Below are 21,606 nucleotides of genomic sequence, written 5' to 3'. Positions count from 1 at the left end.
CTCCTTAACGGTGGCCAGTCTGAAGCTTGCGCTCCAGGTACATGGAGTAGCGGGACATGGAGAAGCAGAAGACGAAGAACATCAGGGCGATGAAGCCGTAGAGTTCCCAGACAATGCCGTTCCAATTGGCGTCCGCGCGGATGGCGTTGGAGAGGCCCAGCGGATCGAGAAGCCCGATGATCGAGACCAGCGTGGTGTCCTTGAACACCCCGATGAAGGTCGAGACGATGCCGGGGATCGAGATCTTCAGCGCCTGCGGCATGATGATCAGCCGCTGCGCCTGCCAGTAGTCGAGGCCGAGCGAATCGGCGCCCTCATACTGGCCGCGGGGCAAGGCTGCCAGGCCGCCGCGGACCACTTCGGCCATATAGGCCGCGGCAAACAGCGTCACCATGATCAGCACCCGCAGGATGATGTCGAAGTTGGTGCCGGGCGGCATGAAGATGTTCAGCAGGGTCGAGGCCACGAACAGCAGGGTGATCAGCGGCACCCCGCGGATGAACTCGATGAAGCCGACGCAGATGTATTTGACGATCATCAGGTCCGACTGGCGGCCCAGCGCCAGCACGATGCCGATCGGCAGCGAGCAGGCAATCGCCACCACGCCGATGGTCACCGACAGCATGAAGCCGCCGAACTTGCGGCTTTCCACCGCCTCGATGCCGATGGGCAGGATCGCATCCAGCGCCGCGGCCACCGGAGCGGCCAGAAACAGCCACCAGACAACGGCGGCCGCAACCGCCACGATGATGCCAACCAGCGTGCTCACCTGCTCCGCCAGCAGCTTGAACAGCACCCCGCCGATCACAAACCCCGCCAGCGCGGCGATCGGCAGCCAGATGGTGCCGCCCCACAACAGCCAGGGGAAGATGAACGGGTAGAGCACCGAGAAGATCAGGAGCTTCGACGGCACCTTGTCCGAGAACAGCACCGGCGCCAGCGCCACGCCCAGCAGCACAAAGGCGGCAATCGGGCGCCAGTACAGATGGCTCGGATAAAAGCCGAAGATCAGCTGCAGCCAGCGTTCCTTGATCACCCCCCAGCAGGCGCCATGGGCATCGCCATGGCCCGCCGCAGCCAGCGTTTCGCGGCAGTTGGACAGCGAGGTGCCGTCCCAGGTCGGCGACAGGATCCACGGGATCACCGCCGCCAGCACAAAGTAAATCGCGGCCAGCGAGGCAAGGGTCAGGATCGCGTTGAACCAGTTGGAGAACAGGTTGTGCCGGGCCCAGCCGATGGCACCGACTTCAGAGGCAGGCGGCTCCTGCTGCGGAAGCATGGTGTCGCGGACAAAGGCGACGGTATGGGAATGGGTACCGCTCATCTCAGCGCTCCTTCAGCTTCACGGCTTCGTTGTACCAGTTCATCACCGCCGAAATGGACAGCGAGATGGCCAGATACACCAGCATCAAGAGCAGAACGCATTCCAGCTCGCGGCCGGTCTGGTTCATGGTGATGCCGCCCAGGGTGCCGGTGATGTCCATGTAGCCCACGGCAATCGCCAGCGACGAGTTCTTGGTCAGGTTCAGATAGTTGGAGATCAGCGGCGGGATGATCACCCGCAGCGCCTGCGGCAGCACGACCAGGCGCATGATCCGGTTGGAGCGCAGCCCCAGTGCGGCGGCGGCCTCGGTCTGGCCCTTGGAAATGGCCATGATGCCGGCCCGCACGATCTCGGCGATGAAGGCGGCGGTGTACAGCGACAGCGCCAGCCACAGCGCGATCAGCGAGTTGCGCAGATGGGTGCCGCCCTGGAAGTTGAAGCCCTTCAGCTCGGGGTAGCCGAGGTGGAACCCCAGAGCGGTCAGCACCAGCAGCGTCGGCACCACGATGATGCCGGTGCGGGTATGCCAGGTCCTCGGGCGTTCGCCGGTGGCCTCCTGAATGCGGTTGGCCCGCAGGGTGACCCGGTGGGCGCCCCACAGGCTGAGCCCCAGCACCGCCAGAATGACCATCAGGTCCAGGCTGACGTCAAAGCGCAGCGAGGAAGTGCCGAACAGGTGGACATCGCCCAGCGACCGCGTGAACAGCGGCTCGGGGATATAGACGCCGCGGTTGGTGACGGCGACGCTGTCGGCCAGGCTCATCGTGGCTTCGGGGTTTTCGCCCCGGAACGCCCGCGGGGCCGGCAGGGTTTCGATCAGAATGGCCATCACGAAGACGATCCACAGGAGCACCGGCACGTTGCGGAACATCTCGACATAGATTGTCATCAGCCGGGCGATCAGCCAGTTCGACGACAGCCGCAGCACGCCGATCACCACCCCCAGGATGGTGGCGGTGATGCAGCCCAGGACGGCCACCACCAGCGTGTTCAGCAGCCCCATCAGCGCCGCCCGCAGATGGCTGTCGCGCGAGGTATAGTCCAGCAGCCGCTGGTTGATGTCATAGCCCGCGGACTCGGTGAAGAACCCGAAGTCGAAGGCCTTGTCCTGCGCGGCCAGGTTGCTCAGCGTGTTGTTGATCAGCCAGGCGGCCAGAAGCATGAACCCGAACATGGCGATGACCTGGATGGTCGCCGACCGGTAGCGGGTATCGTAAAGGAGCATAGACAGCCGGAACTGCTCCTTCGGAGGGTCAGTAAGCGTTGACATATATTGTGATCCCCTGGCTCCGGGTATCTGTCCTGGCGGGGTTGGCCCCGCTCCGCAGCGCGCCGGAGCTTTTTTTCAGATAGGAAAAGGGCGCAGGAATGTCCTGCGCCCCTCCCGGTGGTGTGATTAGCGGAACGGCGGCGAGTACAGCAGGCCGCCTTCGGTCCACTGTGCGTTCAGGCCGCGGGCCAGGCCGACCGGCGTGTCTTCACCGATGTTCTTGGCAAAGATCTCGCCGTAGTTGCCCTGTGCGGCAATCGCGTTCTGTGCCCAGGCGGCATCCAGGCCCAGCATCTCGCCCAGGGTGCCTTCGCTGCCCAGCAGGCGGTTGATTTCCGGGTTGTCGGTGCCGGCGGCCATTTCGCTCAGGTTGGCCGAGGTGATGCCCAGCTCTTCCGCCGCGACCAGCGCGTTCAGGGTCCAGCGGACCACATCGCCCCATTCGTGGTCGCCGTGGCGGACCAGCGGGCCGAGCGGCTCTTTCGAGATGATTTCGGGCAGGATCACGTGGTTCGCCGGATCGTCGAAGGTGGCGCGGGTCGCGGCCAGGCCGGAGGCGTCGGTGGTGTAGACGTCACAGGCGCCCGCCAGATACTGCTGCTGCGCTTCGGCGTTGGTCTCGATCGGGACCGGCTCGTAGGAGATGTTGTTGGAGCGGAAGAAGTCCGCCAGGTTCAGCTCGGTGGTGGTGCCGGTCTGGATGCAGACGGTGGCGCCGTCCAGTTCCTTGGCCGAGGACACGCCCAGCTCCTTCGGCACCATGAAGCCCTGGCCGTCGTAATAGTTGACGCCGACGAATTCGAACTTCAGGTCGACATCGCGGCTGAAGGTCCAGGTGGTGTTGCGGGCCAGCATGTCGATCTCGCCCGAGGCCAGCGCGGTGAAGCGGGTCTTGCCGGTGGTCGGCACGAATTCCACGGCGGTCGAGTCGCCCAGCACAGCTGCAGCCACAGCCCGGCACAGCGCCACGTCAAAACCTTCCCATTCCCCGTTTGCATTCGGAGCCGCAAAGCCGACCAGGCCGACGGTGACGCCGCAGTTCAGCTTGCCGCGCGCCTTCACGTCGTCCAGAGTGGCCGCAGATGCTGCGCCAGCCGCAAGACCGGCAAAGGCCATTGCGCCCAAAAGTACGGTTTTTTTCATTTTTACCTCTTCCTGATAGCCCGCCATTCGGCGGTTCTTATTACCCGGCGATCCCCCGCCGGAAATGAGACTGAAAAAGGGTTTAGCCCTTTTTCGCAACCAAGTGTGGGCGCATTCATCAGCAAACGTCAAGTGCGGGATCAGGAATTTCGATGCGCGGCATGCGCACGAATTATTCCGCCGTATAATTTTCTGCCAATCCAGGGCCTGAAAAGGTAATTTTTTGAAGTCTCAGGAGAAATCGAAGAATCGCTTGGCGTGCAGAAACTCCTGCCGTTTGACTGCGGCCGCGGCCTGGGCCTCTTCGTCGACGCCCCACTGCTCTTCCTGCCAGCGCTCGTCCAGCCGCGACAGCTGCCAGATCGCGTCAGCGCTCCGCCAGCCCTGCGCCGCGGCAAAGCCAAGGATCAAAGAGCCGGAAATCCCTACCAAATCATGGAACGCCGCCAGCTGGAACGGGGTCAGCGCATGCACCCTTTCCGCCAGAACCGCCAGCGCCGCGGTGTGCTGGGGCTGGTGCAGAACACCCTCGCGCAGCTGCAGCCGCGCGCCCAGCGCCTCCGCGGCCCAGTCCAGAACCGGGTCCCATTCCTGCGCCTGACGCAACGTCAGCTCGGCGGGTGCGGCGGCGCGGTAGCACAGCAGGTCGGAATCGCCGTATTCGGCCAGCATGGCGGCCACTTCCCTGTGCTGATGTGTCACCTTGTCAATTGCGGCGTTGGCGGACCGGGTGCAGGGCATCGACAATGGGTCAACTGATTCGGTCTGCGCCGCCCACTCCGCGGCAATGGCCTCGCCCATCTCCCGGGTCGGCACCACCAGCGGCGCCTTGGCCGGCGTCTTGACCCGGCGCCCGTCCAGTTCCACCGCAAACCCGCCGTCGGTTTCCGCAACCGAAACCTGTTTCCAGAACCGCTTCTGTGCCCAGCCGCTCATCTCTTACCCTTTCCAGATCTCTGCCAGCAGCGGGCGCAGCTCCGCGAAACCGCGGATCAGGTAGTCGGCGCCCAATGTCTCTGCCGCATGGTAGCCCCAGGGCACCGCAATGGTGGTAACCCCCGCTGCGCGCCCCATCTCAATATCGTACCGCGTGTCGCCGATCATCACGGTGCTGTCCCGCTCCACCCCGGTCTCCGCCATCGCCGCCAGCACCATCGACGGATGCGGCTTCGAGGGGTGGTGATCGGCCACCTGCCGGGTCACAAAGCACTCCAGCCCGTGCGCCGCGATCAGGGCGTCCATGCCGCGCTGCGATTTGCCGGTGGCCACGCCCAGCAGGTACTCCGGCACCGCGTTCAGCTCGGCCAGCGCCTCGCGGGCACCGGGATAGAGCGGCGAATGCGCCGCCCCCGCCGCCTGGCGGGAGGCCATGTAGGAAGACTTGTAGCCCTCCACCAGCGCCTCCAGCGTGGCCGCATCCTGATCCGGCGCCAGCTCGGCCATCGCCAGCGGCAGCGACAGGCCGACGATCGACAGGACCGCGTCCCGCGGCGGCACCGGCAGGCCGGCCCCCTGGAACGCCTCCGCCATGGCGCCGGTGATCGCGCCCTGGCTGTCGGCCAGGGTGCCGTCCACATCAAACAGGATCAGCCGCAGCGGTTTGCTCACTTCAGGTCCTCGAACGGGTCATCGGCAGCCAGATCCTCGGTCCAGCCGAAGGTGTCCCAGCTGTCCTTCATGTGCTCCGGCAGCGGCGCCACCACCGAGATGTCTTTCCGGGTCACCGGATGCTCGAACACCATCCGGCGCGCGTGCAGGTGCAGTTTTTTCGAGATCACCCCGCCGAACTGCGCGCCCCAGCCGTCGCCCAGGTTCTCCTGGCCGGAGCCGCCGTATTTGCCGTCGCCCGCAATCGGGTGGCCCATGCCGGACATATGCGCCCGCAGCTGGTGGGTGCGGCCGGTAATCGGCTCCATCGCCACCCAGGCGGCACGGGAGGCCACCCGGTACAGCGTGGCATAAAGCGTATGCGCCCGCTTGGCGCCCGGCGTGTCGTCGATGTCGTGCGGATGCACGTTGATCATCTTCTCGCCCTCGCCGCTCTTGCCGTGGCCCGGCGCCTTCACCAGCCCGTTCTTGATCTCGCCGAGGTAGGGCGTCGGCACGCCGGCGACCAGCGCCCAATAGATCTTGCGCGTGTTCTTGTGGCGGAACGCGGCGGTCAGCCCCTGCGCCGCCTTGCGGTTGCGCGCCAGCACCAGCACGCCCGAGGTGTCCTTGTCGATCCGGTGCACCAGCTTGGGCTTTTCCTCCAGCCCGAACTTCAGCGCCTCGGCCAGACCGTCCACATGTTTGGTGGTGCCGGAGCCGCCCTGCACCGCCAGCCCGGCGGGCTTGTTCAGCACGATCACGTCGTCGTCGCGGTAGATCACGCAAGCCTGGATCATCTTGGCATCCGCATCCGAAATCCGCATCGCGCGCGGCTCGGCCGGTTTCAGGTCGCTGTCCGCCAGCGGCGGCACCCGCACCACCTGCCCGGCCTCGACGCGGCTGCTGGCCTTGACCCGGCCGCCGTCCAGCCGCAGCTCGCCCTTGCGGCACATCTTCTCGATGCGGCCCTGGCTCACATGCGGAAACAGCCGCCGCAGCCAGCGGTCGATGCGCTGGCCGCCGTCGTCTTCGCTGACGGTAATCATCTGAACGCCGCTCATGCGAACACTCCCCTTGCGGCCATCAGGCCGAGAAACAAGCCGCCGACCGACAGGCCCACGGACAAACAAACGTAAAGCGCCGCCTGCCCGAAGGCGCCGCGCTCGATCAGGTTGGCGGTCTCCAGCGAGAACGCCGAGAAGGTGGTGAACCCGCCCAGCAGCCCGGTCATCACCAAGGGGCTCAGATGGGTCAGCCCGCGCATCGCGGCGGCCACCACAAACATCCCCATCAGGAAGGAGCCGATCACATTGACAGTGATCACCGCCACCGGGAAATCGTGATGGCCCAAGAGCCGGATCACCCCCAGCCCGGCCAGATAGCGGCACACCGCCCCGGCAGCGCCGCCCAGGGCAACCATGGAAACCGAAGTCATCATCCCCGTCCTGTCGCGCGGGTGCGCCGGGATGTCAAGTTTTCCCCGTATTGCGGTGCTTGCAACGCTGCGCCCGCTGCCCCACTGATGCGGCAAAGGCATGTTCAAAGAGGATTGCACGATGACCCTGCTGCGCCCGCTCGCCCTGACCGCCGCCATGACCGCAACCGCCGCCGCCGGCGGAGAGATCGAAGACTCGCTGCAAACGTCCGTTGACGCCGGAGACCTGCCCGGCCTGCACGGGGTGCTGGTGCAGCGGCAGAACGAAATCCTGGCGGAGATCTATTTCGCCGGTGAGGATGAGCGCTGGGGCAGCCCCCTGGGCAGCCGCCGGTTCGGCCCTGGCGAACTGCACGACCTGCGCTCGGTCAGCAAGAGCATTGTCAGCCTGCTCTACGGCATCGCACTGGCCCAGGGGCTGGTGCCGCCGCCCAGCGCCCCCTTGCTGGCGCAGTTCCCGGAACATGCGGATCTCGCCACACCGGAGCGGGAGGCCATCACGGTAGAGGATGCGCTGACCATGCAGCTGGGCCTGCAATGGGACGAGAGCCTGCCCTACAGCGACCCCCGCAATTCCGAGATCGCGATGGAACGCTCCGGCGACCGGATCCGCTACGTGCTGTCGCGCCCGCTCGTCACGGCCCCGGGGGAGCATTGGGTCTATTCCGGCGGCGCCACCACGCTGCTGGCGGAGCTGATCACCCGCGGCAGCGGCATGGCGCTGGATGATTTTGCAAGGGAAAACCTGTTCGCCCCTCTGGGTATCGAACGGATGGATTGGGCAAACGGGCTGGACGGCAGGCCGGCCGCCGCCTCCGGCCTGCGGCTGACGGCCCGGGGCCTGGCCCGGATCGGAGAAATGATTGCCAATGGCGGCAGGTCCGGCGGCAAACAGATCGTCCCGGCCGGATGGCTGGAGCAGAGCTTGACCCCGCACGCCGATACCGGGGATCTGCGCTACGGCTACCAGTGGTGGCTGGCACCGGAGGGAAATCCGCCGGTTTGGGCCGCGGGCTTTGGCAATGGAGGCCAGCGGCTGACCATCAGCCAGATGACCGGCACGGTTGTGGTGATCCAGGCCGGCAACTACAACCAGCCGGACGCCTGGCAGATGCCGGTTGCGGTTCTCACCAAACACATCCTGCCGAACCTGCCGCGGAAGTAAGGGGCCCGCCCCTTCTTCTTTGCCCGAAAATACTCCCGCCGGAGGCCGCGGCTTTGCCCCGCAAAGCCGCTTTACTTGTTCCGCTTCAGCCGCAGATTGGCGAAGTAGTCCGTGCGCCGCTTCAGTTCGCGCTCGAACCCGCGCTCCACCGGCTGGTACAGCACCGGGCGCTTCACCCCGTCCGGGAAGTAGTTCTGGCCGGAGAACCCGTCTTCGGCGTCGTGGTCATAGGCATAGCCGTCGCCGTATCCCTGCTCCGACATCAGCTTGGTCGGCGCATTGAGGATATGCTTGGGCGGCGGCGCGCTGCCGGTCTGCTTGGCCAGGCGGCGCGCCGCCTTGATGCCGACATAGACCGCGTTGGATTTCGGCGCCAGCGCCAGGTAGACGGCGGCATTGGCCAGCGCCAGCTCGCCCTCCGGGCTGCCAAGCCGCTCATAGGTCTGCCAGGCATTGAGGCAGACGGTATTGGCCTGCGGATCCGCCATGCCGATGTCCTCGGTCGACATCATCGTCAGCCGCCGGGCCAGGAAGCGGGGATCCTCGCCGCCCTCCAGCATCCGCGCCAGCCAGTAAAGGGCTGCATCGGGGTCGGAGCCGCGGATCGATTTGTGCAGGGCGGAGATCAGGTTGTAATGCTCGTCGCCGGACTTGTCGAACTTGGCGGCCCGGCGCATCAGCCGCGCCGACAGCGCCTCGCGCCCCAAGGGCGCTGCCACCTTCCAGGCGGCAACCTGCTCGATCAGGTTCAAAAGCGCCCGGCCGTCGCCGTCGGCCATCTCATGCAGCGCGTCGCGGGCATCGCCCGAGAGCGGCAGGGCGCGGCCCAGCTCCTTCTCGGCGCGCTGGGTGAGGCGCTCCAGATCCGCCAGCGACAGCCGCTCCAGCACCAGCACCTGGCTGCGGGACAGCACAGCGGCATTGAGCTCGAACGAGGGGTTCTCGGTCGTTGCCCCCACCAGAAGGATGGTGCCATCCTCCATATGCGGCAGGAAGCCGTCCTGCTGGGCCTTGTTGAAACGGTGGATCTCATCCACGAACAGCAGCGTTCCCTGGCCGTTCTGGCGGCGGATCTTCGCGGCCTCGAACACTTTGCGCAGCTCCGGCACGCCGGTGAAGATTGCCGAGATCTGCACGAAATGCAGGTCGGTCTCCTGCGCCAAGAGCCGCGCGATGGTGGTCTTGCCCACCCCCGGCGGCCCCCAGAAGATCAGCGACGACAGCGACCCCGAGGCCAGCATCACCCCCAGCGGCGCCTCCGGCCCCAGCACCTGCGCCTGGCCGATCACCTCGGCCAGCGACTGCGGCCGCAGCCGGTCGGCCAGCGGCCGGTTGACACCGGACGGCTGCGCATCGCTGCCCGCGGGCGTGGCGGGGCTGCCGAACAGATCCGCCATCAGAGCCGGAACCGCAAGGAAACATGGCGGCCGCGGCGCTGCAGGTCCAGCTGGATCCAGCGGCCGCTGCCAGCGAGGATCGCATAGACATCCTCGGTGCCGGCCACCGCCTCGCCGTTCACCGCCAGCAGCAGATCGCCCGGCTGCACCCCGCCGCGGAGCGCATAGGGCCCCGGATCGGTCACCACCACGCCTTCGGCCGACAGCGGCAGGCCAAGACGGGAGATCACCTGCGGATTGATCCGCGCCACCGTCAGCCCGGGCAGTGCGGTTTTCTCATCCAGCTGGATCGGATTGGCCGGCGGCTGATCCGGCGCGGCAATCATCGGCACGGCGGTCTCTTCCCGTTCGCCGCCGCGCAGGCGGGTGATTGCGGACATGCTGTCCAGCCCGGCGACCGACATCCGGAACACCATTTCCGAGGGTGAATTCACCACCTCGCCATCGACATGGGTGATCACATCGCCCACCTTGAACCCGGCCTTGGCAAAGGGGCTTTCAGCATGCAGATCGGACACCACCATGCCCTCGGGAACCTCCATCCCCAGGGAGGCGGCCAGATCCGCATCCACCGGCTGCCCGGCCATGCCGGCCCAGGGGCGCTGGAATTCCTCCGCGCCGTTGCGGGCCTGGGCGACGAATTCCCGCACCAGGTTGGCGGGGATCGCAAAGCCGATGCCGTTGGAGCCGCCGGAGCGCGACAGGATGCGGGTGTTGATGCCGATCAGATCGCCATTGACGTCGATCAGCGCGCCGCCCGAGTTGCCGGGGTTGATCGGCGCGTCGGTCTGGATGTAATAGCCAAAGCCGTCGCCCGCGCCCATGCCGGTGCGCGCCAGGCCGGAGATGATGCCGCTGCTGACGGTCTGGCCGACCCCGAACGGGTTGCCGATCGCCAGCGCCAGCTCGCCGACCTCGACCCGGTCGCTGTTGCGCAGCTCCAGATGCGGCAGGTCTTCGGCGCCCTCCAGCTGCAGGATCGCCAGATCGCTGGCCTTGTCGCCCAGAATCACCCTGGCGCCGTATTCGCGCCGGTCCGCCGTCACCACCCGGATCTCGGTGGCGCTGCCGACGACGTGGTAGTTCGACACCACGATGCCGTCGCCCGACAGGATCACCCCGGAGCCCAGCGAATTCTCCACCCGCGGCTGCGGCTTGGCGAAGCTGCGGAAGAAATCGTCGAAGAACGGATCGTTCATGAACGGCGAGCGCTGCCGCTGCTGCACCTGGCGCACCACCTTGGCGTAGATGTTGACCACCGCCGGGGCCGCCTCCCGGACCAGCGGCGCAAATCCCAGGGCGATTTCCGCCTGGCTTTGCGGCACCCGGGTTTCGGCGGCGGCCGGCAGGGCAAGGACGATGGCAAGGGCAGTGAGTGCGGGACGGATCATGCAGGCTCCAGCAGTTGTTGCCCGAAGGATATGCGGAGTGCGCGCGCGGAATGCAAGACGGGAGAGGCCCCGGGGGGCGGAGGGGCGCTGCCCCTCTTGGCCTGACGGCCAATTCACCCCGGGATATTTGGAGCCAGAAGAAGCAGGCGGCCGGACAGAGCCCCGGTGCCTCGTCTTTCCCGCAATACGCCCCGCCGGAGGCACGCACCGCAAGGCGCGTCCCCTTCTGGCAGGGCTTGGCAGGCCTCAGGCCTGCGCCAGTTCCCGCTGCGCGGCAGCATTGCGCCGCGCCGCCACCGCATCGGCCAGATGCTCCAGCTCCGCGACCGTGTCCTCCCAGCCGAGGCAGCCGTCGGTGACCGACTGGCCGTAGGTCAGCGCCCCCTGCCCCAGGTCCTGGCGGCCCGCCACCAGGTGGCTTTCGATCATCACCCCGGTGATGCGGCCGTCGCCGGCGGCGATCTGGCCCGCCACATCGCGCAGCACCGCAGGCTGGCGCATCGGGTCCTTGCTGCTGTTGGCGTGACTGGCGTCAATCATCACATGGCCGCGGATGCCGTCCTTGTCCGCCAGCCTGCAGGCGGCATCGACCGAGGCGGCGTCATAGTTGGTGCCGCCGCCGCCGCGCAGGATCAGGTGGCAGTCCGGATTGCCGCTGGTCGCGGCAATCGCCGCGCGGCCCGATTTGGCCAGCGCCATGAAATGATGCGGATGGGCGGCCGAGCGCACCGCGTCCACCGCGATCTGGACATTGCCGCGGGTGCCGTTCTTGAAGCCGACCGGGCAGCTGAGCCCCGAGGCCATCTCGCGGTGGATCTGGCTTTCGGTGGTGCGGGCGCCGATCGCGGCCCAGGCCACCAGGTCGGAGATGTACTGCGGCACCGCGGTATCGAGGAACTCGGTGCCGACCGGCAGGCCGAGGCCGTTGATGTCCAGGCACAGGCGGCGGGCCAGGCCCAGCCCCTCGTTGATGCGGAAGGAGCCGTCGAGGCCGGGGTCGTTGATCAGCCCTTTCCAGCCCGAGATGGTGCGCGGTTTCTCGAAGTAGACCCGCATCACGATTTCGAGCTGTCCGGCCAGGCGCCGGCGCAGCGGCGCCAGCCGTTCGGCGTACTCCATCGCGGCCTGCGGGTCATGGATCGAGCAGGGGCCGACCACGGCAATCACCCGGTCATCGCGGCCGTGCAGCACGTCCTGGATCGCGGCGCGGCTGGCCAGCACGGTGTCCGTGGCGGCCGGGGAGCCGGGCAGCTGCGCGGCCAGGTCTTCGGGAGAGATCAGTTCCTGCATGCCGGTGATGCGGAGGTTTTCGGTCTGGGGGGTCATGGGTCTGTTTCCTTGGCGGGGGCCCTGGCGCTGCGGCGGATACAAAAAAACCGCCTGCGTCTTGCGGGCGGTTTGGCGGTATCCTGCTGCGTTCCGGTTGTTCACCTCAGAATGCGCTGACCCCTCCGTCCGCCATGTGGCGCGGATAAAAGAAATACCAGAATGCGGCATAGCTACGGGTCATGCAGCGGACGCTAGCGGAGAATCGCAGGGCTGTCACCCCGGAAAATGGCCGTCGGCCCTCCGCAGGGGAGGGCCGGCTCAGCGCGCCGCGGGCCGCGGTCAGAAATCCTGCCGCAGGTCACGCGCGGCGTTGCCCTCAGCCGCGGGAACGGCCGCTCGCGGTGCCGGGCGGGCCGCACCATCCCAGCCATCGCTGCCATGCGCGCTGGCCACCGGTTCCGCCGCGGCCGCGAGGTCCGGGGCAGCGGTGCCGCCGGCCACCTGGAACCGGGCCACCAGCTGTGCCAGCTTGGCGGCATCGGTGTTCAGCATGTGGCCGGCCGCGGTGGCCTCCTCCACCATCGCCGCGTTCTGCTGGGTCACCTGGTCCAGCTGGGTGACGCCGGTGTTGATCTCATGCAGGCCGGTGGATTGCTCCACCGCGCCTTCGGCGATTTCCGACACCAGCTGCGAGATATTGCTGACCCGGCCGGCAATGGACTGCAGCGCCGCGCCGGCCCGGCCCACCAGATCCACGCCCTCCTCCACTTGCTTCGAGCTGTCGCTGATCAGGGTCTTGATCTCCATTGCCGCCTCCGAAGACCGCTGTGCCAGCGCCCGCACTTCGGAGGCGACCACGGCAAAGCCGCGGCCCGCTTCGCCCGCCCGCGCCGCCTCGACGCCGGCATTCAGCGCCAGAAGATTGGTCTGGAACGCGATGTCGTCGATCACCGAGATGATCTGCGCGATTTTGTTCGAACTGGCCTCGATCCCGCCCATGGCGGTCACCGCGTTCCGCACCACGTCGCCGCTGTTCTCGGCTTCCTGGCGGGCCTCCTGCACGGTGTTCTCCACATTCCGGGCGCCTTCGGCGGCGGATTTCACGCTGGCGGTCAGCTCATCCAGCGCGGCGGCGGTTTCCTCCAGCGTGGCGGCCTGGCTTTCGGTGCGGTGCGACAGATCCTCGGAGGCGCGGCTGATCTCGGACGCGCCGCCGCGGATGCTGGCGGCGGCGTCGATCACCTGCTGCACGGTGGCGTTGAGATTGTCGATGGAGCCGTTGAAATCCGCCCGCAGCTGTTCGTATTCCGCCGGGAATTCCTCGGCGATGCGGATCGTCAGATCGCCGTGGGACAGACGCGACAGACGCTCGCTCAGCTGCTGCACCACGCCGGCCAGCTCGGCGTCCTTGCTTTGCGCCTTCTGCTTTTCCGCCGCCTGCATCTTGACCAGCTCGTCGCGGAATGTCTCCAGCGCGCGGGCCATGTCGCCGACTTCGTCGCCGCGCCCCTGGCCCTTGATCTCCACCGCGTTGTTGCCTTCGGCCAGACCGCGCATCGAGACCACGGTCTGGCGGATGCCCGAGGCGATGCCGGAGGCGATCACAAGCGCCAGAATGCCGCCGATCAGGATCGCGCCGCCGATGGCTGCGGGGATCATGGCGCGGGTCCGGGCGCCAAGCGCCTCATTGGCCGCGCGGCGGCTGGCCATGGCCTCGGCACCAGCGGCCTGCAAGGCGGTCATGGTGGCGCGGAAGCTGTCGAAATACGCCTTGCCCCGGCCCTCAGCCACCAGGTCGGCCATATCGTCCATTGTCGCCGCGCTGCCGATCACCCGGCGCAGCTGCAGCATCGGCACGACCACCTCGTTGCGCCATTCATCAATGATTTTGGCCACCTTGTTCAGGCGGTTTGTCTGCATCAGGTTGTCCGCCAGCGCCAGGCGCAGGTCGGCCATCACCTCGTTGAAGCGCCCGTTGCCCTCCATATACGGATCGAGAAATTCCCGGTCGCCCGCCAATAGAAAGCCGCGCATCCCGGTTTCCATGTCCACTGCCGCGGCCAGGAGGTCCTTGGCCCGGCTTATCACCTTGTGGGTCTGCTCCACCGCCTGCAGCGAGGTGTTCAGGTAATCCGGGTCGGCAATCCCGGCATTGACCAGCGACGAAAAGGTGTTGCGCCGGTTGTTGAGCTCGACTTCCTCCTCCTCGATGACGCTTGTCATCTCGGTGCGGAATTCCTCGAAATAGACCCGGCCCTTGGACTTCTTCACCTCGTCCGCCATGTCGTTCATGGTCATCGCGTCGCCGATCTCGCGGCGCAGCTCGATGGCGCCCGCGGCGACGTTCTCCTGCCAGCCGGCCAGCGTCTGCTCGGCCTCCTTCAGGTCGGCCAGCAGCTGTTCGTCGCCGGCGGCCAGGGCGGTCAACGCGGCCAGCGCCGCGGCCACCTCGGTCTTGCCCTTCTCGTAGGGCTCGAGATACTCCTCCCGGCCCGCCAGCAGGTAGCCGCTCAGCCCGGCCTCCATCTCAAAGGCGGCAACTTCCAGCGCCTGCGCCTCGCTCAGGATCTTCTGGGTCTGGCCGACCGCGGCGGCGGAGTCCTCCATGCGGCCGAGATTGACGACGGTCAGCACCCCGACGCCGAGAACCAGCAGCAGCGGAAACAGAGCCACCGAAACAACTTTTGCTTTTGTGCCGAGATTTGCCAGTGAAAACCGCCTGGCCGCGGAGGTCTTGTTCTGTTTCATCACATCCGATCCGAAGCTAAAGGGATGCGGCAGTGAAATCAGAATAAAATTACGATTCCCTTTCGCAAAAAAGTGAATCCTGAACGTCTTGCGATTGCCGTGGCGTCACGAAAAACCCCCGCTCCGGGCGGAGCGGGGGCCAGTGCGGGACCCGGAAGTCCAGCGCGTCTTATTCGTCTTCAGCCGCTTCCAGCTCGGCCAGGCGGGCCTTGTCGGCGGCGCCTTTGGCAGAGGTGTCGCGGTCGACGAACTCGATGATCGCCATCGGCGCCATGTCGCCGTACCGGAAGCCGGCCTTCAGGATGCGGACATAGCCGCCCTGACGGTCCTTGTAGCGCGGGCCCAGAACCTCGAACAGCTTCGCGACGTCCTTGTCCTCTTTCAGCTTGGACGCGGCCTGACGGCGGGCGTGCAGGTCGCCGCGCTTGGCCAGGGTGATCATCTTTTCGATGATCGGGCGCAGTTCTTTTGCTTTGGGCAGGGTGGTCTTGATCTGCTCGTGCTCGATCAGCGAGCCGGCCATGTTGGAGAACAGGGCCTTGCGGTGCTCATGAGTACGGTTCAGGCGGCGGTAACCACGTGCGTGACGCATTTTGATAGTCCTTCTTCAGGTTTTGCTTTGTCTGCCGGCTGATGCGTGTCAGCCGTTCTCCTTGGGGCGGAATTGCCCGTATGTCCCCGGCAGGCCCGGGCATTGAAGAGGAGGGCCGCAGCCCTCCCCTGAAGTCTTAGAAGCTGTCTTCGAACTTCTTGGCCAGATCTTCGATGTTGTCCGGCGGCCAGTCCTCGACGTCCATGCCGAGGTGCAGGCCCATGCCCGACAGAACCTCTTTGATCTCGTTCAGCGACTTGCGGCCGAAGTTGGGGGTGCGCAGCATCTCCGCTTCGGTCTTCTGGATCAGGTCGCCGATATAGACGATGTTGTCGTTCTTCAGGCAGTTTGCCGAACGCACCGACAGTTCCAGCTCGTCCACCTTCTTCAAGAGAAGCGGGTTGAATTCGAGACCGTCGTCCTCGTCCTGGCGGCCGGCCGATTCCGGCTCGTCGAAGTTGACGAAGATCGACAGCTGGTCCTGCAGGATGCGGGCGGCATAGGCCACGGCATCGTCAGGCGAGATGGAGCCGTCGGTTTCCACCTTCATGGTCAGCTTGTCATAGTCCAGCACCTGGCCCTCGCGGGTCGGCTGAACGTCATAGGAGACCTTCTTGACCGGCGAGTAGATCGCGTCGATCGGGATCAGGCCGATCGGTGCGTCTTCCGGCTTGTTCTTCTCTGCCGAGACATAGCCTTTGCCGGTGTTCACGGTCAGTTCCATGAACAGGTCGGCGCCGTCGTCCAGGTGGCAGATCACGTGATCGCGGTTCAGAACCTCGATGCCGGCGGTTTCGGCAATGTCGCCGGCGGTGACAACAGCCGGGCCCTTGGCATTGACCGACAGCCGCTTGGGGCCTTCGACTTCCATGCGCAGGGACACGCCCTTGAGGTTCAGAATGATGTCGGTGACGTCTTCACGCACACCCGCAACAGACGAAAACTCGTGCAGCACGTTGTCGATCTGCACGCTGGTGATGGCGGCCCCCTGCAGCGAGCTCATCAGCACGCGGCGCAGCGCGTTGCCCAGGGTCAGGCCGAAACCGCGTTCCAGCGGCTCTGCGACGACAGTTGCCTGGCGTGCAGGATCGTTGCCCGGCTTCACTTCCAGCTGTGCCGGCTTGATCAGCTCTGCCCAGTTCTTATGGATCATGCGTTCCCTCCATTCCTGTCCCTGCCCCATGTCCGGAAGGCCAAGGACGCCCGAGGTTTAAATGACGCACTGGGGCCCTGCGAATCAAGCGGGGCCCCAGCAAAAAATTCGAATTAGACGCGGCGGCGCTTCGGCGGGCGGCAGCCGTTGTGCGCGATCGGGGTCACATCACGGATCGAGGTGATGTTGAAACCGACGGCAGCCAGTGCGCGCAGGGCCGATTCACGGCCCGAACCGGGGCCCTGAACTTCAACTTCCAGCGTCTTCACACCGTGTTCCTGTGCCTTCTTGCCTGCATCTTCTGCAGCCATCTGTGCGGCATAGGGGGTCGATTTCCGCGAGCCTTTGAAGCCCATGGTGCCGGCCGACGACCAGGAGATCGCATTGCCCTGCACATCGGAGATCAGGATCTTGGTGTTGTTGAACGACGAGTTCACATGCGCAACACCGGAGGCGATGTTCTTGCGCTCTTTACGCTTAACGCGAGTCTTATCACGTGCCATTGATCGAACCCTCCCTTACTTCTTCTTGCCGGCGATCGGCTTCGCCGGGCCCTTGCGGGTGCGGGCGTTGGTGTGGGTACGCTGACCGCGGACCGGCAGGTTGCGGCGGTGGCGCAGGCCACGGTAGCAGCCGAGGTCCATCAGGCGCTTGATGTTCATCTGGGTTTCGCGGCGCAGGTCGCCTTCAACGGTGAAGTTGGCGTCGATGTGCTCGCGGATGGCCAGAACTTCGGCGTCGCTGAGTTCGTTCACACGGCGGGCGGAGTCGATGCCCACGGCGTCGCAGATCGCTTGCGCCGAGGTGTTGCCGATACCGGTGATATAGGTGAGGGCGATGGGAACCCGCTTTGCAGTCGGGATGTTAACGCCGGCAATACGTGCCACGTGTCACTTTCCTTTTCGTTGCGGTTCCGTAACGCCGGAACCTTTTTTCACAACACTTGACCGTGGCAGTGTGGCCAGAGGGTCCAGCATTTCGAGGTGATGAGGCAGACAGACCGAATCCGCCCGCCGGGAATCATTCCCAGAAGGGATGGGGTTGCCTATGTGGAATTGCCGCAAGGGTCAACCCGTCATCTGCGAAAACCCGGCCCGCTGCCCCCTGCCCCGTCAGCTGCTGCAGGCGTGGAACCGCAGCGGCTCGGGATCGCCCATCCAGATGGTGACGGTGCCCGGCTCCTCCGGGTCCATCACAACCGTGAACAACTGCGGAAAATACTGCGGGCCGGGCAGTTCGCAATGGCCGGTGTGATCACTTGCGCGGTAGGTGCTCCATCCGAACCGGATCGCGGGCTGGAAGCTGCAGAAATACTCCATCGAGTTGAAGCCGGTGCTGCCGAGGATCAGCCCGCCCTGATTGGCGTAGTCATTTATTCCGTCCTGGCTGATCAGCACCCGGTCGCAGGCCGCGGCGTCATCAAGATAGAGCTGCTGTGCGGACAGCGGGCCGGTCAGGGCAATCGCCGCGGCGAAGGCGGCAGGCAGTTGCAGATGGTGTGCGGGCATCGGAACCTCCGGAAATGAAAATGCCCCGCACTGATGCAGCACGGGGCACTTCGATCCGGTAAACGGGCGGATTATTCGCCCATGATCCAGGCCATGTTCTGGCGCACCTCGTCGATCGAGGCAAGACCGTCGATGCGCTGCAGGTTGCCCTTGGCGTAGTAGTAGCCGATCAGCGGCGAGGTCTTCTTGTAATATTCCATCAGGCGGGTCTTGAGGCTGTCCTCATTGTCGTCCGCCCGGCGCTGCACGTCGGTGGAGCCGCAGTTAGCGCATTTGCCGTCCGCGGGCCAGGGCTTGGTCTGGTCGTGGTAGACCTCGCCGCAGCCGCCGCAGGTGGAGCGGCCGGTGATGCGGGCGACCAGCGCCTCGTCATCGACCTGCATCTCGATCACCGCGTCCAGTTTCAGATCCATCTCGTCCAGCAGCTTGGCCAGCGCATCGGCCTGGGCCAGGGTGCGCGGGAAGCCGTCGAAGATGAAGCCGCCCGCGGCGCCGCCCTGCAGCTTCTCGCGGATCAGCCCGATGACGATCTGGTCGGTGACCAGCTTGCCCTCGGCCATGATCGCGGCAACCTTCTTGCCCATTTCGGTGCCGGAGGTCTGCGCCTCCCGCAGCATGTCGCCGGTGCTGAGCTGCACCATGCCGCGGCTTTCCACAAGGTAACGTGCCTGCGTGCCTTTGCCCGCCCCCGGCGGGCCAAGGAGAATAATGTTGGTCATCGGCGAGAGGGTCCCCGTTTCGTGCGTTTCTTGTTGCGCCCGCGCAGCTGGCTCTTCTCGATAAGCCCCTCATACTGATGCGCGAGGAGGTGGCTTTGCACCTGCTGAATGGTGTCCATGGTGACGGATACCACAATCAGAACGGAAGTGCCGCCGAAATATACCGGGATGGCGAATTGGCCGCGGAGCACCTCGGGCAGCAGGCAGACCAGCGCCAGATAGCCGGAGCCCAGAACCAGGATGCGGTTGACCACGTATTCGATATATTCCGCGGTCTTCTTGCCCGGGCGGATGCCGGGGACAAAGCCGTTCTGGTTCTTCAGGTTGTTCGCCACGTCATCCGGTTTGAAGGAGACGTTGAAGGTGTAGAAATAGGCAAAGAACACGATCATCGCGACGAAGAACAAGAGGTACAGCGGCTGGCCGGGGCCGAAGTTGGCCAGCAGCCAGGACATCACCGGGCCGGTGGCCGCGCCCGAGGAGAACGCCGAGATGGTGGTTGGCAGCAAGAGCAGCGAGGAGGCGAAGATCGCCGGGATCACGCCCGCCGGGTTCACCTTGACCGGCAGATGCGAGGAGCCGCCGTCATAGACCTTCATGCCGACCTGGCGGCGCGGGTACTGGATGTGGATCTTGCGCAGGGCGCGTTCCATGAACACCACGAACATGATCACCGCGACCACCATCAGGATCACGCCGATGATCACCGCCGGGCTGATCGCGCCGGAACGGCCGGAAGCGAAGAACTGGGCAATGGCGGCCGGAACCTCGGCGATGATGCCGACAAAGATGATCAGCGAGATGCCGTTGCCGATGCCGCGCTGGGTGATCTGCTCGCCCAGCCACATCAGGAACATGGTGCCGCCGACCAGGGTGATCATGCAGGCCAGGCGGAAATACATGCCCGGATCGGTCGCCAGATCGCCCGATTCCAGCGACACGGCGAGGCCGTAAGCCTGCGCGGTTGCCAGCGCCACGGTGCCGTAGCGGGTGTACTGGTTGATCTTCTTGCGGCCCTGCTCGCCCTCTTTCTTGAGCTGCTCAAGCGAGGGCACCATCGAGGTCAGAAGCTGAACGATAATGGAGGCGGAAATGTAGGGCATGATGCCGAGGGCAAAAATCCCCATCCGGCCAAGCGCGCCGCCGGTGAACATCGACACCATGCCGCCGATGCCCTGCCCCGCCTGCTCCATGAACTGGCGCAGCGCGGCTGCGTCGATGCCGGGAACCGGAATGAAGGTGCCCAGGCGGTAGACAATCAATAGGCCGATGGTGAACAGGATGCGGTTGCGCAGATCCGTGGCCTTGCCCAGGGCTGCCCAGCTGGTGTTCGCCGCCATTTGTTCTGCTGCTGATACCATGAAAAGGTCTCTTCTTTAGCGGAAACGCCGCCCGGAACCGTTTTCCGGCTCGGGCGGCGTTCTAGGAAAACTCGGGACTATGTAAGCGGCATTGGCGCCGCTCACAAGCCGTTACTCTGCGGCGGCTGCAGTTGCCACAGTCAGAGCGCCGCCAGCCTTTGCCACGGCTTCAACGGCAGCTGCCGATGCGCCGGTGACCGAGATGGTGGCTTTGGCGGTGATTTCGCCCTTGGCCAGGACCCGGACGCCGTCCAGTTTGCGGCGCACCAGGCCGGAGGCAACCAGCGACTCCTCGGTGATCGAGGCGGCGTCCAGCTTGCCTGCGTCGATGAACTTCTGGATCAGGCCCAGGTTCACAACGGCGTATGCCTTGCGGTTCGGCTTGTTGAAGCCGCGCTTGGGCAGACGCTGGTACAAGGGCATCTGGCCGCCTTCGTAGCCGTTGATCGACACACCCGAACGGGATTTCTGGCCTTTGATGCCGCGGCCGCCCATTTTGCCTTTGCCGGAACCCGGGCCACGGGCCACACGGGTGCGTTTCTTGGCGGCGCCGGGATTGTCGCGCAGTTCGTGAAGTTTCATGTCGCTTCTCCTTGCCGGATGTGGCCCCCGAAGCGTGATGGGCCAACCGCGGCGTTTCTTGATTGGTGATTCCGTGGCGCAGAACGCCACCGGGTGCCTATAGACCTGATGGGGGACGGGATCAAGCCCCGCGGGCTGTGTCCAGCGCAAGGAACGCGGCTTGCCCGCCAAGGCCCCTGCCCTGCCGGTTGCATACCCTGCCGTCTGTCTCTCGTGTCCGTTCCGCTGCTGGCCGTCCGTTGAAGGGTGGCGGCGCCGCCGGGGTGGAGATGGGATGGGGTTGCCCCCATGCGAATACGCGTATCGCGCGCTCCGGGTGCCAGACCGGAGCCCTGTTCCAGGTGCCGGGGGTGTCAGGCCCGGCGGGTGATCATGACCGGGAATGATCCTGCCAGACACTGGTTAAATCCCCGTGGGCGGGGCGTGCGGCGGGTGCGCAACGGCTGCTCCAGGTCCTGCAATTTCTGAGGGCAGCGCCGGGCGGTGGCTTCTCTGTCCCGAAAACAAAAAACGCCCCTGCCGGGACGGCAGGGGCGTATTGGGGCCTGGCGTTGGAGAGGGAGGAGGATCCGCAGCCGGCCGGGGAGATCACTTGCCGTAGACATGCTCGCGGGCAATGCCGGGGATGGCGCAGCGGCTGAGGCCGATGTCGGCCAGGTCGCGGGCGGACATCGCGCGCAGGGCGCTGACGGTAGCCTTGTAGTCGCGGCGCAGCTTCCAGTTCCGGATCAGCCCGGCAGCGATGCTGCGCAGGCGGTCGGCAAAGCCGGCGGCGGCGGGGGCGGGGGCGGTGAGAGTTGAATAGGCCATTGTTCTTGTTCCTTCACATCGGTGCCGGGGCGTGCGCCCGGTACGGTGCCTGATCTGTTCGTCTGAAGTGACCGGGACATAAGAACGCTCCGCGCCGGCAGCAACGGCTGCTTTGGTCTGGCCGCTATGCGGCCGCCGCATAACACGAT

The 21,606-nt window shown here is 65.6% G+C and carries 21 protein-coding genes; 1 reads left to right on the top strand and 20 read right to left on the bottom strand.

Going from position 1 to position 21,606, the window contains the following annotated elements; genetic code table 11:
- Positions 1-4 precede the first annotated feature (4 nt).
- The 7 genes from OKQ63_RS01455 to crcB all read right to left on the bottom strand — a co-directional run bounded on the left by OKQ63_RS01455 (position 5) and on the right by crcB (position 6,765).
- A complete protein-coding gene (locus OKQ63_RS01455; RefSeq protein WP_264212210.1) occupies positions 5-1,324 on the bottom strand; it encodes an amino acid ABC transporter permease in 1,320 nt (439 codons plus the stop codon).
- 1 nt (position 1,325) lies between these two features.
- Complete coding sequence (locus OKQ63_RS01450; RefSeq protein ID WP_264212209.1) at positions 1,326-2,594, bottom strand: amino acid ABC transporter permease; 1,269 nt, start codon at positions 2,592-2,594, stop codon at positions 1,326-1,328.
- Positions 2,595-2,720: 126 nt separating this feature from the next.
- Entirely contained in the window at positions 2,721-3,737 is a 1,017-nt protein-coding gene (locus OKQ63_RS01445) for an amino acid ABC transporter substrate-binding protein (RefSeq protein WP_264212208.1), read from the bottom strand.
- Between the two features lie 231 nt (positions 3,738-3,968).
- Positions 3,969-4,673 carry an ATP12 family chaperone protein gene (locus OKQ63_RS01440; protein ID WP_264212207.1) on the bottom strand — a complete coding sequence of 235 codons (705 nt, stop codon included), beginning with the start codon at positions 4,671-4,673 and terminating at the stop codon, positions 3,969-3,971.
- Positions 4,674-4,676: 3 nt separating this feature from the next.
- A complete protein-coding gene (locus OKQ63_RS01435; RefSeq protein WP_264212206.1) occupies positions 4,677-5,345 on the bottom strand; it encodes an HAD-IA family hydrolase in 669 nt (222 codons plus the stop codon).
- Positions 5,342-6,388: an RluA family pseudouridine synthase gene (locus tag OKQ63_RS01430; RefSeq protein WP_264212205.1), complete on the bottom strand. Its 1,047-nt coding sequence runs from the start codon at positions 6,386-6,388 to the stop codon at positions 5,342-5,344. The genes OKQ63_RS01435 and OKQ63_RS01430 overlap by 4 nt, the downstream gene beginning before the upstream one ends.
- Positions 6,385-6,765 (bottom strand): fluoride efflux transporter CrcB, encoded by a 381-nt coding sequence (gene crcB, locus OKQ63_RS01425; protein WP_264212204.1) that lies wholly within the window; start codon positions 6,763-6,765, stop codon positions 6,385-6,387. The genes OKQ63_RS01430 and crcB overlap by 4 nt, the downstream gene beginning before the upstream one ends.
- Before the next feature lie 118 nt (positions 6,766-6,883).
- Here crcB and OKQ63_RS01420 point away from each other — a divergent pair, with 118 nt between their 5' ends.
- Positions 6,884-7,927, top strand: coding sequence for a serine hydrolase domain-containing protein (locus tag OKQ63_RS01420; protein WP_264212203.1), 1,044 nt, complete (start codon positions 6,884-6,886; stop codon positions 7,925-7,927).
- Positions 7,928-7,998: 71 nt separating this feature from the next.
- Here OKQ63_RS01420 and OKQ63_RS01415 read toward each other — a convergent pair whose 3' ends face one another.
- From OKQ63_RS01415 to OKQ63_RS01355, 13 genes are all read right to left on the bottom strand, one after another.
- On the bottom strand, positions 7,999-9,324 hold the full coding sequence (locus OKQ63_RS01415) for a replication-associated recombination protein A (RefSeq protein ID WP_264212202.1): 1,326 nt from the start codon (positions 9,322-9,324) through the stop codon (positions 7,999-8,001).
- A complete protein-coding gene (locus OKQ63_RS01410) occupies positions 9,324-10,715 on the bottom strand; it encodes a trypsin-like peptidase domain-containing protein (protein WP_264212201.1) in 1,392 nt (463 codons plus the stop codon). Before OKQ63_RS01410 ends, OKQ63_RS01415 begins: the two co-directional genes overlap by 1 nt.
- Before the next feature lie 246 nt (positions 10,716-10,961).
- Positions 10,962-12,041, bottom strand: a complete 1,080-nt coding sequence (locus OKQ63_RS01405; protein ID WP_264212200.1) for a 3-deoxy-7-phosphoheptulonate synthase — start codon at positions 12,039-12,041, stop codon at positions 10,962-10,964.
- 282 nt (positions 12,042-12,323) lie between these two features.
- On the bottom strand, positions 12,324-14,732 hold the full coding sequence (locus tag OKQ63_RS01400; protein WP_264212199.1) for a CHASE3 domain-containing protein: 2,409 nt from the start codon (positions 14,730-14,732) through the stop codon (positions 12,324-12,326).
- A gap of 169 nt (positions 14,733-14,901) precedes the next feature.
- Positions 14,902-15,324: a 50S ribosomal protein L17 gene (gene rplQ, locus OKQ63_RS01395; protein WP_264212198.1), complete on the bottom strand. Its 423-nt coding sequence runs from the start codon at positions 15,322-15,324 to the stop codon at positions 14,902-14,904.
- Between the two features lie 136 nt (positions 15,325-15,460).
- Positions 15,461-16,477: a DNA-directed RNA polymerase subunit alpha gene (locus OKQ63_RS01390; protein ID WP_264212197.1), complete on the bottom strand. Its 1,017-nt coding sequence runs from the start codon at positions 16,475-16,477 to the stop codon at positions 15,461-15,463.
- Positions 16,478-16,590: 113 nt separating this feature from the next.
- Entirely contained in the window at positions 16,591-16,980 is a 390-nt protein-coding gene (rpsK, locus tag OKQ63_RS01385; RefSeq protein WP_264212196.1) for a 30S ribosomal protein S11, read from the bottom strand.
- A 15-nt stretch (positions 16,981-16,995) separates the two neighbouring features.
- Positions 16,996-17,364 carry a 30S ribosomal protein S13 gene (rpsM, locus tag OKQ63_RS01380; protein ID WP_264212195.1) on the bottom strand — a complete coding sequence of 123 codons (369 nt, stop codon included), beginning with the start codon at positions 17,362-17,364 and terminating at the stop codon, positions 16,996-16,998.
- A 225-nt stretch (positions 17,365-17,589) separates the two neighbouring features.
- Entirely contained in the window at positions 17,590-17,985 is a 396-nt protein-coding gene (locus OKQ63_RS01375; RefSeq protein ID WP_264212194.1) for a hypothetical protein, read from the bottom strand.
- Positions 17,986-18,056: 71 nt separating this feature from the next.
- Positions 18,057-18,704, bottom strand: coding sequence for an adenylate kinase (locus tag OKQ63_RS01370; protein WP_264212193.1), 648 nt, complete (start codon positions 18,702-18,704; stop codon positions 18,057-18,059).
- Positions 18,701-20,065, bottom strand: a complete 1,365-nt coding sequence (secY, locus tag OKQ63_RS01365) for a preprotein translocase subunit SecY (RefSeq protein WP_264212192.1) — start codon at positions 20,063-20,065, stop codon at positions 18,701-18,703. Before secY ends, OKQ63_RS01370 begins: the two co-directional genes overlap by 4 nt.
- Positions 20,066-20,176: 111 nt before the next feature.
- Complete coding sequence (rplO, locus tag OKQ63_RS01360; protein ID WP_264212191.1) at positions 20,177-20,647, bottom strand: 50S ribosomal protein L15; 471 nt, start codon at positions 20,645-20,647, stop codon at positions 20,177-20,179.
- A 588-nt stretch (positions 20,648-21,235) separates the two neighbouring features.
- Positions 21,236-21,457, bottom strand: coding sequence for a DUF1127 domain-containing protein (locus tag OKQ63_RS01355; protein ID WP_264212190.1), 222 nt, complete (start codon positions 21,455-21,457; stop codon positions 21,236-21,238).
- Positions 21,458-21,606: the final 149 nt, after the last annotated feature.

Source organism: Leisingera thetidis (assembly GCF_025857195.1).
In the GTDB taxonomy this organism is placed as follows: domain Bacteria; phylum Pseudomonadota; class Alphaproteobacteria; order Rhodobacterales; family Rhodobacteraceae; genus Leisingera; species Leisingera thetidis.
The sequence above is the reverse complement of the archived record's forward strand: the minus strand, read 5'-3'. Positions and strand labels throughout refer to the sequence as shown.